Below are 16,873 nucleotides of genomic sequence, written 5' to 3' on the forward strand. Positions count from 1 at the left end.
TTGCCGGCGAAAAGGACCGCAGGTTCACTCCGGTGGATGGCCGCTGCGCGGATCGCGAGCAAGCTCGCTCCTACGATCCCCGTTCAGGGGCGGTAGCCTTGGGCCAGCAACCAGCTGCGTATCAGCCGATTCTGGTCCGGGCTCAGTTGCGCCAGGGCCTGGGCCGCCCCCTGGCTGCGCAAACGGCGCAACAGCGGCGCCAGTTCCACGCCCTGTACATGCCAGATGCCCAGGGGCTGGTCCGGGGTGATCACCACTTCGGCTTCATCCACCAGGCCGTCGCGCAGCACCGGGGCGCGCTCGATGCGCAAGGCCGAAAAGTCCACGGCACTGTGCGCCGGCTGGCAATCCGGCCACTGCCGGCGGGCCTGCCAGAACGGCTGCTCGGGCCAGCGTTGCTCGTCGGCATAGAAGTCCCGGCCGATGCGCGCAAAACGCAGGAACAACTGTTCCACCCGCTGCTCGTGAAAACGCTGCGCCAGCGCTGCACGTTGCGGCTGCTGCAGCAAGGTGTTGATCACCGCCGGGGCCTGCAACGCCGAGGACAGGGATTGGAAAATGCCGTTGCCGGATAAAGGGTCCACGGCCATGGCCGCATCGCCGACCCGCAGCCAGTTCGCGCCACAGGCCTGGGGGTTGAGGATCGCCGTGCTGCTGCGGGCATGCAGGTGCAATTGCTGCTCCTGGCCACCGGCAAAGAATTCCCGGGCCATGGCCGAGCCCAGGCGGCGCTGGCGACAGTACTCCAGCAACTGCGCCTTGCCCGGCAGCCCGGCGCTCTCCACATCCAGAGTCAGCTGCCAGTAGCACTGGCCGTCCTCGCGCCGGGCCATCCAGGCCCAGCCGTCCTCCAGGCTGTGCACCGCGCTGGCGGCGCTGCCGCCAGGGCCCTGCCAGCGGTTGAGCAGGCTGACGGTTTCCGGGCCGCGCAGGCCCTTGCCGCCCCCCTGGCGCAAGGCTTTGTCCAGCACCGGCGCCTGCCGGCCACGGGCCTCCACCAGGAACTCGCCGCGCACCTCGCCCTGCCCTTGCACCTGGACCCGATGCCCGGCCTCGCTGGACTGCACCCCCAGCACCCGGCCCTCGATCAGCTTGACCTGCGCTTCGCGCAAGGCCTCCCGCAGGCCGCGGTCGAAGGCCGGGCGATCCAGCAGGTATTCGATGTTCTGCGCATGTTCTGCACCGTTCCATGCCACCCGCCGCTGGGACGGTTGCAGGGCCTGGGCCAGCGCCTGTTCCAGGCCGGCACCGCGCAAGGCTTCAAGCACCCGCTGCGAGGCCCCTTCCAGGGCCGGAAAGCGTCGCCAGTCGCTGACCAGGGTCACCGGGTAGCCGAGGCGGCGCAGCCCCAGGGCCACTGCGGCCCCGGCCGGCCCCGCGCCGAGGATCAGAATGGTGTGCATGGCTGTTGCCGGCGTTCCGGCCCCTGGTAGTGGGCGTTGTCCTGCAGCCACTGCCGGACCTGGGCCTTGTCGGCTTGCGGGTGGGTACCCAGGTAGGCCGCGATATGCCCGCTCAGGGCCGCGCACCCCAGGCTGGCGCCGGACTGCCCCGGGCTGCTGCCGCGCACGCAGGCGGCGAAATCAGCCTGGGCGGTGTTCAGCCATGACCACTGCTGCGCGCTGCATCGCGCATCGCCGGTGACGCGCAGCACCCCGGGGTAACTGGCCGGAAACACCGCCTCGCCCTGGGCCGGGCTGGATGCGCACAACAGCACTCCGCGGGCCTCGGCCGCGGCACAGGCCTGGCGCAGCAGGTCGCGATCCTGGCGCAGGCCCAGGCTCAGGTTGATCAGGCGCACGTCCTGCGCAAGCAACCAGTGCAGCGCGGCGCTGACTTGCGCGGCGCTGGTGACTGCGCGCCGGTCGAACACCTGGGCCACATAGACCTGCGCCGTCGGCGCGCGCTGGCCGATGGCCTCGATGATCGCGCTGCCATGGCCCAGGGCATCTTCCTGCAAGGGGCCATGGCCTATCCCTTCGGGCTGCAGGAAGAAGCGTCGTCCGCCCGCCACCCGCTGATGGGCGGCATGGCCGCTGTCGATCACGCCGATGCGCAGCTCAGGCTTCATGGGCCACCTCCAGCGCATGCAGTACGCCATCGCGCAATTCGAAGCGCAGTTCGGCATCGGCCAGGGTCGAGGGTCGGTGGCTGATGAGGATCCGCGTGCGCCCGGCGAACAAGCGGTCGATGGCCTCGATCACCTCGCGCTCGGTGGCCTCGTCCACCGCCGAAGTGGCTTCGTCCAGCACCAGGATCATCGGGTCCTGGAGCAGCGCCCGGGCAATGGCGATGCGTTGTTTCTGGCCACCGGACAATTGCTGGCCGCGCTCCCCCAGGGGGCTGTCCAGGCCTTCGGGCAGGGACTCGATCAGCCCTTGCAACTGCGCCAGCCGCGCCACCTCGGCCACGGCTTCGCGGCTGGCATCGGGCACGCTGTAGGCCAGGTTGTCCGCCAGGCTGCCGCGAAACAGCACGATATCCTGGCTGACCACCGCCACCCGCCGGCGCAACTGCGCCAGGTCCAGCTGGCGCAGGTCGACGCCGCCCAGCAGCACCTGCCCGGACTGGGGGTCGTGATGGCGCTGCAACAGGTCGATGAGCGTGCTTTTGCCTGCGCCCGAGGTGCCGCTGAGGGCCACTTTGCGGCCGTAGGGAATACGCGCCTCGATGCCCTGCAGGGTCGAGGCGCGGCCCGGGTGGCAAAAGTGCACTGCGTGAAAATGCAGCTCGCCCTGCTCCGGCACCGGCAGCGGCGCCTCGGGGTTGCTGATGCCCGGTTCCTCGCCACGCAGCTCCATGACCCGGCCCAGGCTCACGGTCATGCGCTGGATCGCCACATACAGGCCCAACAGGCTCTGCACCGGGCCCACCGCCATGCCCAGGTAGGTGGAAAAGGCAATCAGCGCCCCCAGTTGCCAGGTGCCCTGTACCACCCAGTAGCCGCCGATCAGGAAGGCGCAGGCCCGGGACAACGAGGTCAGGGTACCGGGCACCGCCTGGGTGAAGAACTCGGTGACTTGCAGTTTCAGCAGCTGTTGCAGGTAGCCCTGGCCAAGGCCATCCAGGCGCCGGGCCTCGCGCTGCTGCTGGCCGGCGCTCTGGATGAACTTCATCACCGGCAGGGTTTCCACCATGAACGAGGACATGTCCGCCGAACGCTCGCGCAACTGGCGCACATCGCGCTCCACCTTGCGCCGCATCCAGCGCAGCCAGAGCACGTCCAGGGGGATCAGCACCAGGGCCAGCAGCGACAGTTGCCAGGACAGGGTCAGGAGCATGGCCAGCGCCACCACCAGGCCGATCACGCTGGACACGGCGGAGAACAATGAATCCACGGCAAAGCGCTGGATCTCCGCCACATCGCCATCCAGGCGCGACATCAGGTCGCCGATCCGCCGCTGGCCGTAGAAGCTCGGCGACAGGCGCTGCAGATGCCGATAGAGGTCGTCGCGCAGGGCGAACAGGATGCGCCCGGACAGCCGCGTATGCAGGTAGCGGTTGACCCCGGAGAGCACGGTGCCCAGCAGCCCGGCGCCGATCATCAGCGCGGCGATCAGCACCAGCCGCCGGAAGTCCCGGGCCAGCATGCCGTCGTCGATCAGCAGCTTGGTCAGCCAGGGCTGCACCAGCACCAGCAGGGAAGCGCACACCGACAGCCCCAGCAGGCCGCCGATGGCCAGCCGATGGGGCCGCACGAAACTGTAGAGCCAGCCCAGGGCGGCACTCAGGGCCTGGGGGTCACGGCTGTCCACCAGCCGGGTGATCAGGCGCCGCATCAGGCACGCAACTGTTTGAGCTTGCGGTACAGGGTCGCGCGGCTGATGCCCAGTGCGTCCGCTGCCGCCGAGACATTGCCCTGGTGGTTGTCCAGGGTACTGCGGATCAGCTCCAGCTCATTCTCGCGGATGCTCCCGGTCTGCGGTCGGGCACTGGCATTGAGGTCGTCGAGCATGCTGTTGGGCAGGTGCTCCAGGCCGATGTGGCACTCACCGTCTTCGCGCAGGGCCAGGGCGGTGCGCAGGACCATCTCCAGCTGGCGGATATTGCCCGGCCAGTGGTAGTCCGCCAGCAGCCGACGCAGCTCATCGCTGAGGCTCACCTGGGCGCCACCGAGCTTGGCCAGCAAGCTGTCCACCAGGGGCTGCAGGTCTTCGCGTTCGCGCAGGGCCGGCAACAGCACGCTGATGCCGTTGACCCGGTAGAACAGGTCTTCGCGAAAAGCCTTGTCCTGCACCTGCTGCTTGAGGTCGCGGTGGGTGGCGCAGATCAGGGCGATGTCGATGTCCTGTTCTTCGCCGGCCCCCAGGGGCGCCACCTTGCGGTCCTGCAGTACGCGCAGCAGGCGGGCTTGCAGGGCCAGGGGCATGTCGCCGATCTCATCGAGGAACAGGGTGCCGCCGTGGGCCTGTTGCAGGCGCCCGATCATGCCGCCACGACGCGAGCCGGTGAAGGCGCCTTCGCGGTAGCCGAACAGTTCCGACTCGATCAGGCCTTCGGGGATCGCCGCGCAGTTGACCGCGACAAAGGGTTTCTCGGCGCGGCTGCCGGCGCGGTGCAGGGCCCGGGCCAGGACTTCCTTGCCGGTGCCGGTTTCGCCCAGTAGCAACACCGGCAGGTCATTGGCCAGGCCCTGACGGGCCATGCGCAAGGTGCGGGCGTAACGGCTGTTGCCCCCGGCCAGGGCTTCCAGGTCCTGGGGCATGGCTGCGGCTTTCGGAGCGCTGCGTGGCGCGCGGTGCAGGTTGAGCGCTGGCTGCGGCGCCCGCAGGGCCTTGTAGAACAGCTCGCCCTTGGCGGTTTGCAGGCTACCCACGGCGCCCTGTTGCAGGCGTGCGAGCAGTTGCAGGCCATCGACCCCGAGGAACTCTTCGCAGCGCCGGCCCACCAGGGCTGCGCGCGGGGTGTTGAGCAACTGGCAGGCCTGGCCGCTGACCGCGAGGATCTGCCCGCCCAGGCTCAGGGCCAGCAGCCCCTGCCACGGTGATTCGAGGTATTGCCGGCGGCTGTGGAAGGCCAGGACGATCTGCTCCGGGTAGGTGGCATGGAACACCCGGGCTTCGATCTGGCTGACCGCCATGGCCAGCAGCGCGGTGCTGTCCTGGGCCCGGCCCAGGGGGCCTTCGCGGGTCAGGTCGAGCACCCCGAGAATCTCGCCCTGGGGGCACTGGATGGGCACCGAGGTGCAGGAGAAATGGCTGAGACGGTCCAGGTAGTGCTCGCCGCAGTCGATCAGGGTCGGCCGGGCCTCCACCAGGGCCGTGCCCAGGGCGTTGGTGCCGCGGGTGGCTTCGCTCCAGCAGGCGCCAAGGGTGATGTCCTGCACGCCGCTGTCCTTGAGACGATCGGCGCGGCCTTCGATGGCTAGGATGGTGGCGTCGGCATTGGCCAGGATGATCATCCCGTCCTTGCCCTGATGCTGGCTCAGGTAGTCGATGGCCGGGATCGCCGCGTCCAGCAACAGGCGGTTGCTGGCCAGCAGCACTTCGAGGCTGGCGCTGGATTCCAGGGTCAGTTGGTGCTGGCTGCCAAAGTGCACGCCATGGCTGAGGCTGCGCCGCCATGAGGCATCGATTTCCGCACGCAGAACCCCGTCGGGGATCTGGCCTTCCAGGTGCAGCCGTTCCCGGGCCAGCCGGGCTTCGTGTTGCTGCTCACCCTTTATTGTTTTTATAAGAGTCATCAAGCGCTCCGAATCGGTCCGCCCGCTGCATCCCGCTCCACTCCCTTGGATTGCGCGAAGCACGCAAGCCGTGGTCAATGTCTACACCGGGTTCAGGGGGCAGTAAAGGGGCTTTGCCCGGATCATCGGGCAGCCCTGAATTGCTGCCCCTGTCATTGGAGATCAAGCAAAACCTGCGCCAGTGGAACGGGCGCTCGAGCATCTTGACGTTAACGTAAAGCAAATGGCAAGTACCGCACGCCCCCTCCCGTTGGCCCTGGCCTGCCAGCGAAGAGGGCCCCGAGACGAGCGCAGGGCTTGAGCCCCCTATGCCGGCAGGCCGGCTCCTAAGACGAATGCATGCCAGTTTGTGCAGGAGCTGGCTTGCCAGCGAACGAGGGCCTTTAGTCGGGTGCAAGGCGTGAGGCCCCTTTCGCGGGCAAGCCGGCTCCTGCGAGCGGGCAGGGCTGGTGGTGCCTACAGGGCCCAGGCGCCAGAGTCTGCGAAGAAGGCGCGGGCGTTGTCTTCCAGGCTTTCCAGGTGATAGCCGCCTTCCTGGACGATCAGGCACGGCAGGCCCAGGCTGCGGATTCGCTGGCCAAGGATGGCGAAGCCGTCCCGGGTCACTGCCACCTTGCTCTGCGGGTCAAGTTCATAGATATCGAACCCCAAAGACAGCACCAGCACCTCGGCATCGAACGCCTTCACCGCCACCAGGGCCTGTTCCAGATGGGCGAGGAAATCCCCTTCGCTGGCGCCATGGGCCATCGGCAGGTTGAGGTTGTAGCCCTCCCCCGCCCCGGCGCCACGCTCTTCGGCGAACCCGGCCACCCCCGGGTAGAAGTTGGTCGGGTCGCCGTGCACCGAGACATACAGCACATCGGCGCGCTCGTAGAAGATTTCCTGGATGCCCTGGCCGTGGTGCATGTCGGTGTCCAGCACCGCCACCCGGGCGTATTTGTCCCGCAGGACCTGGGCGGCGATCGCCGCATTGTTCAGGTAGCAAAAGCCCCCGGCCGCCTCGGCCCGGGCGTGGTGGCCCGGCGGGCGGCACAAGGCGTAGGCCGCCGGCTCACCGTCGAGCAACGCCTGGGCCCCGGCGACGGCACTTTGCGCTGACCAGTAGGCTGCACGCCAAGTCGACTCACCCACCGGGCAACTACCGTCGGCCAGGTAGCACGCGGCCTGGGCCAGGACCCCGCGCAGGGCATTGGGCTCACGCACGAAGATGTTGGACATCACCTCATCACCCCAGTCTTCGGGGATGTCCTTCCAGCCCTGGTGCGCATCCTGCAGGAACGCCAAGTACGGCGCGCCGTGTACCGCCAGCAACGGTGCCATCCCGGCATCCCGTGGCTGCTCGACGGCAAAACCCAGGGAGTGTGCGGCCTGCACCAGGCGCTGGGCGCGCTCCGGCACCTCCTGGGGTATGCGCATCTGGCCGCGCGAGTAGTAGCTGCGTGGATGGTGGAGCAACTGTTCGGGGTGGAAAAAACTGCGCATGACCTTCTCCTTATTCAACCTGGCCAGCACGGGCCAGCACGGCGTTAAGCAATACATCGGCGCCCTGGCGCACGTCCTCGGGCAACACGTCTTCGGCTTCGTTGTGGCTCAGGCCACCGACACAGGGAATGAACACCATAGCCGTCGGGCAGTAGCGGGCCAGCAAGATGGCGTCATGGCCAGCGCCGCTGACGATGGACTGCTGAGGGTAGCCCAGGCCATCCACCGCCTGCTGCACCGCCGCCACGCACTCGGCATCAAATGGCGTGGCCGGGCTGACCCAGTGCCGGCTGATACTGACCTTGAGCCCGCGCTGGCTGGCGATGGCCAGCAGGCGTTCCTCCACCTGCTGCTCCATGGCGGCGATCTGCCGATCCTGGTGGTGGCGCAGGTCGACGGTGAAGTTCAACAAGCCGGGAATGGTGTTGCGCGACGACTTGGCGATGCTCAGCTCACCCACGGTAGTCAGGCCCTGGGGGGCAAAATCCGCTGCCAACTGCTCCACCGCAAGAATCATCTGCGCCGCGCCGTACAGCGCATCCTTGCGTAGCGGCATCGGCGTGGTGCCGGCGTGGGCCGCCAGGCCTTCGACCTGCACATCGAGCCAGCGGATGGCCTGGCCGCCGCTGACCACGCCGATGCTCTTGGCGTTGTCTTCAAGGATCGGGCCCTGTTCGATATGGGCTTCGAAGTAGGCATCCACCGCTGCGCCCAGGGGCCGGCTGCCGGCATAACCGGTGCGCTGCAGGGCCTGGGCGACGCTGATGCCATCGGCGTCACGCACCGCCAGGGCGGCGTCCAGGGCCATGACCCCGGTGAACACCGCCGAGCCGAACATCGCCGGGGTGAAACGCGCGCCCTCCTCGTTGGTCCAGACCGCCACTTCCAGGGGCTTGCGGGTCTGGATCCCGAGGTCATTGAGCGTGCGCACCACTTCCAATCCGGCCAGCACACCGTAGACCCCATCAAAGCGCCCGCCTTCGGGCTGGGTGTCCAGGTGGCTGCCCATCATCACCGGGGCAGCGTCCGGGTCGCTCCCGGGGCGCCGGGCAAACAGGTTGCCGATGGGGTCGACGCTCAGGCTCATGCCGGCCTCGGTGCACCAGTGGGCAAACAGTTCGCGACCAGCCCGGTCTTCATCGCTCAAGGCCAGGCGGCAGCTGCCGCCACGGGCCGTGGCACCGATTTCGGCCATGGCCATCAGGCTCGCCCAGAGGCGTTGGCCATTGATTTTCAACATCGATCGTTTCTCCAGACAATCAAGCGTTGGACGCCATTTCCAGGCGATGGGCCTGGGCATGGCGGCGAGACAGAGCCAGCACGCAGACCAGCGATACTGCGGCGATCAGGCTGTAGAACAGCGCCATCGGCCACCATTGGCCGATGAACCTGTGGGCCAGCCAGGTGCCGATCAGCGGGGTCAGGCCACCGGCCAGGGCACCGCAGACTTGATAGGCCAGGGAGATCGCGGTGTAGCGCACCCGGGTCTCGAACATGCCGCTGACGTAACCGGCGATCACCGCGTAGAAGGAGGCCATGCACACCACTGCCAGGGCGATGCCGAGGATCATCAGCGGCGCCTGCCCGGAACTCACCAGCACGAACATCGGATAGGGCGAGGCCATGGCCAACAGCGACACCAGGCAGAGAAAGCGCGTGGCGCCAATTTTCTCGGCGGCCCAGGCGGCCAGGGGCTGGATGCAGAACTGGATGAGCGCCACCACGAACAGGCATTCGAGAATTAGCGAACGGGGAATCTCCAGTTGCTGGGTGGTGTAGGCAATCATGAAGGTGTTGGTGAAATACACCCCGGCAATCCCCAGGGTGTTGGCGCCGATGCACAGCAGCAAGGGACGCCAGGCGGTGCGCAGCACCTCCATTACCGGAGCCTGCTCCTTTCGTAGCGACCTGGCCGCCAGCTCGCGACTGGCGAGGAACTCCGGCGACTCGTTGACCCCCAGGCGAATCGCCAGGCCCACCAGCAGCAACAGCGCACTGGCCAGGAACGGCAGGCGCCAGCCCCAGCTCATCAGGGCGTCCTCGGGCAGGCGGGTCACGGCGCTGAAGGCCAGCAGCGAAAGGATCAGCCCCGCCGGGCTGCCCAGCTGGGCGAAAGACGCGAAGAAGTTGCGCCGGCCCTTGGGCGCGTGCTCGCCGGCCATCAACACCGCCCCGCCCCACTCACCGCCCACGGCAATGCCCTGGACGATGCGCAGCAGGATCAGCAGCACCGGCGCCAGGGCACCGATCTGTGCATAAGTTGGCAGCAGGCCGATGCAGACCGTGACCACGCCCATCATCAGCAGGGTGATGACCAGGGATTTCTTGCGGCCGATGCGGTCGCCGATATGGCCAAAGATGATGCCCCCCAAAGGTCGGGCGAAGAAGCCCACGGCAAAGGTGCCGAAGGCGGCCATGGTGCTGAACAGTTTGTCGTCGGAGGGAAGAACAAGGCACCGAACACCAGCGCCGCAGCGGTGGCGTAGATGTAGAAGTCGTACCACTCGATCATGGTGCCGATAAAGGCGGCGGCCGCGGCCCGGCGTGGCTGCGGCGAAGCGGAAGGCTTCATGGTTGGCTCCTTTGGTTATTTTTGTGGCAGGAGGAAGGGTCGGGCGCAGGGGCTTCTGCTGGCACCTGTCTGGGGTGGATTTATCCGTTCCGGGGGATAATTAGTCAATTTTCTATTGGTTATCTCGATTATTATCCTGGCTTATTATTCAGCTACAGCCCGAACCAGAGCCCCTGCCATGTCCGACCGCGATGCCCGCCGCCTGCTCAACGACCGCCTCGACTGGAACCTGTTGCGCACCTTTCGGGTGATTGGCCAGGAGCTGAGCATCAGCCGTGCAGCGGCGCGCCTGCACTTGACCCAGCCGGCGGTCAGCCAGGCCCTCAAGCGCCTGGAAGAACAACTGGGCCGGCAGTTGATCGCCCGGCGCGGCCCACGCTTTGCCCTGACCGAAGTGGGTGAGCAGATCTTCGCACTGGCCGGAGAGATCTACGGCCAGATGTCCCAGGTCAGCAGCATGCTGGAACAGCCCGCCGACGAAGTGATCGGCAAAGTGCGGCTGTTGATCATCAGCCGGATCTTCAGCGAACGCTTCGATGACTTCCTGGCCGACTTCCATCGTCAGCACCCGCGGGTCGATCTGGAGGTGGAAGTGATGCGCAGCTCGGACATCGTCAGCGCCCTGCAGGAGAAGACCGCGACTCTGGGCCTGAGCCTTAATCGGCGGCCACAGCCACGCCTGGAACAACGGCTGTTCCTGCGGCAGCGCTACGCATTTTTTTGCGGCAAGCATCACCCGCTATTCGGGCGTCAGGACGTGGCCCAGGGCGATCTGCAGCGGGAGAACTTCGTCAGTTTCACCAGCGACCAGATCGGCGGCATGCTCTCGCCGCTGACCATCTTCCGTGACCAGCAGGGCTTCAGCGGACGCATCGTCGCCTCCTCGCCGAGCCTGGAGGAAGTACGGCGCCTGGTGATCGCCGGGTTTGGCATCGGCTGCCTGCCGGAGCATGTGGTGGCCGCCGATGTCGACGCCAGGCTGCTGTGGCGCCTGCCGCCACACGAAGGCATTGCCGATGTCGACATTCACCTGCTGTGGAACCGCGAGCAGCGCATGAGCCGGGCCGAGGTACTGTTTCTGCAGAGCATCCAGCACATGCTCAGTCAGCATGAGCCGGCGCCGGGTAGCCTGATGTTGAAATGATTCAGACGTGAGGATCGCCAGGGGCCTTGGCCGGGGCTGCGTACTGCGGCTTGAGGTGGCCGTTCTGGTCCAGTAGCCAGGCGTCCATGATCTGCCGCACCACGGGGCCGGCCACCCGACCACCGGCTTCGCCGTTCTCGATCATCACCGAAATCACGATCTGTGGATGCTCCGCCGGGGCGAAGCCCACGAACAGGGCGTTGTCACGGTTGCGCTCGCGGGTCTTGAGACGGTCATAGCGCTCGCCCTGCTTGATCGCCACCACCTGGGCCGTACCACTCTTGCCGGCGATGCGGTACTGCGCCCCTGCTGCCGCGGCGCGGGCGATACCGCGGGGATCGTGCATCACCATCTGCATGCCGTGGTTGACCTGATCCCAGTCACGGGGATTCTTCAGCAGGATGTTGGGCATCGGATGCTCGTCCACCGGGGCCACGCCATCGATGGTCTTGGCCAGGTGCGGACGGTTCCACACGCCCTTGTTGGCAATCAGCGCGGTGGCCTGGGCCAGTTGCAGCGGCGTGACTTGCATATAGCCCTGGCCGATGCCGAGGATCACGGTTTCCCCCGGGAACCATGGCTGGCGACGGGTGGCGCGTTTCCAGGCCTGGGAGGGCATCAGGCCGGGAGACTCTTCGAACATGTCCAGAGAGACCTTCTCGCCCAGACCGAACATCGCCATGTAGTCGTGCAGGCGGTCGATGCCGAGCTTGTGCGCCAGGTCATAGAAGTAGGTGTCGTTGGAACGCATGATCGCTGCGTCCATGTCCACCCAGCCATCGCCGCTGTGGTTCCAGTTGCGGTACTTGTGGTCGAAGTCCGGCAGTTGGTAATAGCCCGGATCGAAGACCCGGGTCGAAGCGGTAACCACGCCGCTATCGAGGCCGGCAATCGCCACTTCCGGCTTGATGGTGGAGCCCGGCGCGTAGAGGCCCCGCAGCACTCGGTTGAACAGGGGCCGGTCGATGGAGTCGTGCAGCGCAGCGTATTCCTTGAAGCTGATGCCGGTGACGAACAGGTTGGGGTCGAAACTTGGCTTGCTGACCATGGCCAGGACTTCGCCGGTGGCCGGGTCCAGGGCCACCACGGAACCACGGCGATCGCCCAGGGCCTCCTCAGCGGCTTCCTGGAGCTTGATGTCCAGGCTCAGGACGATGCTCTTCCCGGGGATCGGATCGGTGTGCTTGAGCACTCGCATCACCCGGCCCTGGGCGTTGGTTTCTACTTCCTCATAGCCGACATGACCGTGCAGTTCGGCTTCGTAGAATTTCTCGATGCCGGTCTTGCCGATGGATTGGGTGCCACGGTACTCCACCGAGTCCAGGGTCTTGGCTTCTTTCTCGTTGATCCGCCCGACGTAACCGATGGAGTGGGCAAAGTGTGCGCCCAGGGGATAGTGGCGGACGAACTGGGCTTCCACGTCCAGGCCGGGCAACCGGTATTCGTTGACCGCGAGCACGGCGATCTGCTCTTCGGTGAGCTCATAGAACAGGGTCACGGGGACGAAGGGATGACGGGCCTGCTTCATCTCCTTGTCGAACAGCGTGCGGTCTTCCGGGGGCAAGTGCAGCAGATCGACCACGGTGTCCAGCTCGCCCTTGAGGTCGGTGGTGCGTTCGCGAGTGATCGTCAGGTTGAAGCTGGGGCGGTTGTCCGCCAGGACCACGCCGTTGCGATCGTAGATCAGCCCCCGGGTGGGAGTGATCGGCAGCACATGGACGCGGTTGTTCTCGGAAACGGTGGAGTGGTAGTCGAACTCCACCACTTGCAGAAAATACATCCGCGCCACCAGGGCGCAGGTGATGGCCACCACCAATACGGCACAGGCCAGCAGCCGTTTGTTGACCAGGCGGCTTTCTTTCTCGTGGTCCTTGATCGGAATCGCTTCGGGCATTGCTACAGCTTCTCGGTGAATAGAGGTCGACGCTGTTCCGTGCGGATGAACTCAAGTCCTTTAAAAAGAGCTGCACCATACCAAAAACCACCCACGGACTTTGAGGGGATTTCCATCGCGGCTGATCAATGGCGCCTTGGCGGCTACTTGGATAGCGCAAGTTTTTCCACGCGCAAAAACAAAACCCCAACTGCATGCGCAGTTGGGGTTTCGGAATTTAATCTTGACGATGACCTACTCTCACATGGGGAAACCCCACACTACCATCGGCGATGCATCGTTTCACTTCTGAGTTCGGGATGGGATCAGGTGGTTCCAACGCTCTATGGTCGTCAAGAAATTCGGTAGCCAGTCCGTTGCTTGTGCAACGTGCCAGCGAATGGGTATGTAATAGCTTTGTGTGTTCGCAAACTTTCGGTTTGTATCGTCTTCACACACCGCAACTCGCTTCTTAAGCAAATTGCTTGGGTGTTATATGGTCAAGCCTCACGGGCAATTAGTATTGGTTAGCTCAACGCCTCACAGCGCTTACACACCCAACCTATCAACGTCGTAGTCTTCGACGGCCCTTTAGGGAACTCAAGGTTCCAGTGAGATCTCATCTTGAGGCAAGTTTCCCGCTTAGATGCTTTCAGCGGTTATCTTTTCCGAACATAGCTACCCGGCAATGCCACTGGCGTGACAACCGGAACACCAGAGGTTCGTCCACTCCGGTCCTCTCGTACTAGGAGCAGCCCCTCTCAAATCTCAAACGTCCACGGCAGATAGGGACCGAACTGTCTCACGACGTTCTAAACCCAGCTCGCGTACCACTTTAAATGGCGAACAGCCATACCCTTGGGACCGGCTTCAGCCCCAGGATGTGATGAGCCGACATCGAGGTGCCAAACACCGCCGTCGATATGAACTCTTGGGCGGTATCAGCCTGTTATCCCCGGAGTACCTTTTATCCGTTGAGCGATGGCCCTTCCATACAGAACCACCGGATCACTAAGACCTACTTTCGTACCTGCTCGACGTGTCTGTCTCGCAGTCAAGCGCGCTTTTGCCTTTATACTCTACGACCGATTTCCGACCGGTCTGAGCGCACCTTCGTACTCCTCCGTTACTCTTTAGGAGGAGACCGCCCCAGTCAAACTACCCACCATACACTGTCCTCGATCCGGATAACGGACCTGAGTTAGAACCTCAAAGTTGCCAGGGTGGTATTTCAAGGATGGCTCCACGCAAACTGGCGTTCACGCTTCAAAGCCTCCCACCTATCCTACACAAGCAAATTCAAAGTCCAGTGCAAAGCTATAGTAAAGGTTCACGGGGTCTTTCCGTCTAGCCGCGGATACACTGCATCTTCACAGCGATTTCAATTTCACTGAGTCTCGGGTGGAGACAGCGCCGCCATCGTTACGCCATTCGTGCAGGTCGGAACTTACCCGACAAGGAATTTCGCTACCTTAGGACCGTTATAGTTACGGCCGCCGTTTACCGGGGCTTCGATCAAGAGCTTCGCGTTAGCTAACCCCATCAATTAACCTTCCGGCACCGGGCAGGCGTCACACCCTATACGTCCACTTTCGTGTTTGCAGAGTGCTGTGTTTTTAATAAACAGTCGCAGCGGCCTGGTATCTTCGACCGGCATGAGCTTACGGAGCAAGTCCTTCACCCTCACCGGCGCACCTTCTCCCGAAGTTACGGTGCCATTTTGCCTAGTTCCTTCACCCGAGTTCTCTCAAGCGCCTTGGTATTCTCTACCCAACCACCTGTGTCGGTTTGGGGTACGGTTCCTAGTTATCTGAAGCTTAGAAGCTTTTCTTGGAAGCATGGCATCAACCACTTCGTCACCTAAAAGGTAACTCGTCATCAGCTCTCGGCCTTAGAACCCCGGATTTACCTAAGATTCCAGCCTACCACCTTAAACTTGGACAACCAACGCCAAGCTGGCCTAGCCTTCTCCGTCCCTCCATCGCAATAACTAGAAGTACAGGAATATTAACCTGTTTTCCATCGACTACGCTTTTCAGCCTCGCCTTAGGGACCGACTAACCCTGCGTCGATTAACGTTGCGCAGGAAACCTTGGTCTTTCGGCGTGGGTGTTTTTCACACCCATTGTCGTTACTCATGTCAGCATTCGCACTTCTGATACCTCCAGCAAGCTTCTCAACTCACCTTCACAGGCTTACAGAACGCTCCTCTACCGCATCACTTACGTGATACCCGTAGCTTCGGTGTATGGTTTGAGCCCCGTTACATCTTCCGCGCAGGCCGACTCGACTAGTGAGCTATTACGCTTTCTTTAAAGGGTGGCTGCTTCTAAGCCAACCTCCTAGCTGTCTAAGCCTTCCCACATCGTTTCCCACTTAACCATAACTTTGGGACCTTAGCTGACGGTCTGGGTTGTTTCCCTTTTCACGACGGACGTTAGCACCCGCCGTGTGTCTCCCATGCTCGGCACTTGTAGGTATTCGGAGTTTGCATCGGTTTGGTAAGTCGGGATGACCCCCTAGCCGAAACAGTGCTCTACCCCCTACAGTGATACATGAGGCGCTACCTAAATAGCTTTCGAGGAGAACCAGCTATCTCCGAGCTTGATTAGCCTTTCACTCCGATCCACAGGTCATCCGCTAACTTTTCAACGGTAGTCGGTTCGGTCCTCCAGTCAGTGTTACCTAACCTTCAACCTGCCCATGGATAGATCGCCCGGTTTCGGGTCTATTCCCAGCGACTAGACGCCCTATTAAGACTCGCTTTCGCTACGCCTCCCCTATTCGGTTAAGCTTGCCACTGAAAATAAGTCGCTGACCCATTATACAAAAGGTACGCAGTCACAGAACAAAGTCTGCTCCCACTGCTTGTACGCATACGGTTTCAGGATCTATTTCACTCCCCTCTCCGGGGTTCTTTTCGCCTTTCCCTCACGGTACTAGTTCACTATCGGTCAGTCAGTAGTATTTAGCCTTGGAGGATGGTCCCCCCATATTCAGACAAGGTTTCTCGTGCCCCGTCCTACTCGATTTCATGACTAAGAGATTTTCGCGTACAGGGCTATCACCCACTATGGCCGCACTTTCCAGAGCGTTCCGCTAATCTCAAAGCCACTTAAGGGCTAGTCCCCGTTCGCTCGCCACTACTAAGGGAATCTCGGTTGATTTCTTTTCCTCAGGGTACTTAGATGTTTCAGTTCCCCTGGTTCGCCTCTTGCACCTATGTATTCAGTACAAGATAACCATCTTATGATGGCTGGGTTCCCCCATTCAGAGATCTCCGGATCAAAGTCTGTTTGCCGACTCCCCGAAGCTTATCGCAGGCTACCACGTCTTTCATCGCCTCTGACTGCCAAGGCATCCACCGTATGCGCTTCTTCACTTGACCATATAACCCCAAGCAATCTGGTTATACTATGAAGACGACATTCGCCGAAAATTTGCATTCTTAATTAAAAGAGAACTCACAAATTTTACCTTAGCCTGATCCGTTACCAGTGAAAGTAACGTCCAGTCTATCTTTCTATCACATACCCAAATTTTTAAAGAACGATCTAATCAAAAGACTAGAAATCAACATTCAAAGTGAATGCTCATTTCTAAGCTTTCAGAAGCAGTTTATGGTGGAGCCAAGCGGGATCGAACCGCTGACCTCCTGCGTGCAAGGCAGGCGCTCTCCCAGCTGAGCTATGGCCCCATAACAAAATTGGTGGGTCTGGGCAGATTCGAACTGCCGACCTCACCCTTATCAGGGGTGCGCTCTAACCAACTGAGCTACAGACCCAATTTCGAGCTTGTAACTGTTAGCTTGGAGCTATCAGCTTGGAGCTTAAAGCTGCTTCTATCGTCTTCTTCAATGAATCAAGCAATTCGTGTGGGAGCTTATGAAGCAGCTGATGTCGTCGATTAAGGAGGTGATCCAGCCGCAGGTTCCCCTACGGCTACCTTGTTACGACTTCACCCCAGTCATGAATCACACCGTGGTAACCGTCCTCCCGAAGGTTAGACTAGCTACTTCTGGTGCAACCCACTCCCATGGTGTGACGGGCGGTGTGTACAAGGCCCGGGAACGTATTCACCGCGACATTCTGATTCGCGATTACTAGCGATTCCGACTTC

At 62.7% G+C, this 16,873-nt stretch carries 8 protein-coding genes, 2 tRNA genes, 3 rRNA genes and 1 pseudogene (1 of these 14 cut by a window edge); 1 reads left to right on the forward strand and 13 read right to left on the reverse strand.

The annotated features are described in order from the left end of the window. Positions 1–83: 83 nt before the first annotated feature. The 7 genes and pseudogenes from KI242_RS21565 to KI242_RS21595 form a co-directional block, all read right to left on the reverse strand. A complete protein-coding gene (locus KI242_RS21565) occupies positions 84–1,403 on the reverse strand; it encodes a tryptophan 7-halogenase (RefSeq protein ID WP_212805559.1) in 1,320 nt (439 codons plus the stop codon). Beyond that, positions 1,388–2,071, reverse strand: coding sequence for a S8 family serine peptidase (locus KI242_RS21570; RefSeq protein ID WP_212805560.1), 684 nt, complete (start codon positions 2,069–2,071; stop codon positions 1,388–1,390). The genes KI242_RS21565 and KI242_RS21570 overlap by 16 nt, the downstream gene beginning before the upstream one ends. Next, positions 2,061–3,779, reverse strand: a complete 1,719-nt coding sequence (locus tag KI242_RS21575) for an ABC transporter ATP-binding protein (protein WP_212805561.1) — start codon at positions 3,777–3,779, stop codon at positions 2,061–2,063. Before KI242_RS21575 ends, KI242_RS21570 begins: the two co-directional genes overlap by 11 nt. Next, entirely contained in the window at positions 3,779–5,683 is a 1,905-nt protein-coding gene (locus KI242_RS21580) for a sigma-54-dependent Fis family transcriptional regulator (protein ID WP_212805562.1), read from the reverse strand. Before KI242_RS21580 ends, KI242_RS21575 begins: the two co-directional genes overlap by 1 nt. 456 nt (positions 5,684–6,139) lie before the next feature. Beyond that, the gene (locus tag KI242_RS21585; RefSeq protein WP_041119293.1) at positions 6,140–7,165 is read right to left on the reverse strand and encodes a histone deacetylase family protein; all 1,026 of its coding nucleotides are present in this window, start codon (positions 7,163–7,165) and stop codon (positions 6,140–6,142) included. 10 nt (positions 7,166–7,175) lie between these two features. After that, entirely contained in the window at positions 7,176–8,405 is a 1,230-nt protein-coding gene (locus KI242_RS21590) for a Zn-dependent hydrolase (RefSeq protein WP_212805563.1), read from the reverse strand. Between the two features lie 19 nt (positions 8,406–8,424). Beyond that, a pseudogene (locus KI242_RS21595) lies at positions 8,425–9,737 on the reverse strand (MFS transporter). A 178-nt stretch (positions 9,738–9,915) separates the two neighbouring features. Here KI242_RS21595 and KI242_RS21600 point away from each other — a divergent pair. Further along, positions 9,916–10,881, forward strand: a complete 966-nt coding sequence (locus tag KI242_RS21600; RefSeq protein ID WP_065363151.1) for a LysR family transcriptional regulator — start codon at positions 9,916–9,918, stop codon at positions 10,879–10,881. Position 10,882: 1 nt separating this feature from the next. On the opposite strand, the gene mrdA is transcribed toward KI242_RS21600, so the two are convergent. From mrdA to KI242_RS21630, 6 genes are all read right to left on the reverse strand, one after another. After that, the gene (mrdA, locus tag KI242_RS21605) at positions 10,883–12,775 is read right to left on the reverse strand and encodes a penicillin-binding protein 2 (RefSeq protein ID WP_011062421.1); all 1,893 of its coding nucleotides are present in this window, start codon (positions 12,773–12,775) and stop codon (positions 10,883–10,885) included. 221 nt (positions 12,776–12,996) lie between these two features. Further along, positions 12,997–13,112: ribosomal RNA gene (gene rrf, locus KI242_RS21610) — 5S ribosomal RNA — on the reverse strand. 138 nt (positions 13,113–13,250) lie between these two features. Then, a 23S ribosomal RNA gene (locus KI242_RS21615) occupies positions 13,251–16,142 on the reverse strand. 233 nt (positions 16,143–16,375) lie between these two features. Continuing rightward, a tRNA-Ala gene (locus KI242_RS21620) sits at positions 16,376–16,451 on the reverse strand. Positions 16,452–16,461: 10 nt separating this feature from the next. Continuing rightward, positions 16,462–16,538 (reverse strand) — tRNA-Ile (locus KI242_RS21625). A 123-nt stretch (positions 16,539–16,661) separates the two neighbouring features. After that, positions 16,662–16,873, reverse strand: a 16S ribosomal RNA gene (locus tag KI242_RS21630) (it continues 1,327 nt past the right edge of the window). The 16S, 23S and 5S rRNA genes sit together here with 2 tRNA genes alongside, the layout of an rRNA operon.

Origin of the sequence: Pseudomonas sp. Eqa60, assembly GCF_018326405.1 — a bacterium.
GTDB classification, from domain to species: domain Bacteria; phylum Pseudomonadota; class Gammaproteobacteria; order Pseudomonadales; family Pseudomonadaceae; genus Aquipseudomonas; species Aquipseudomonas protegens.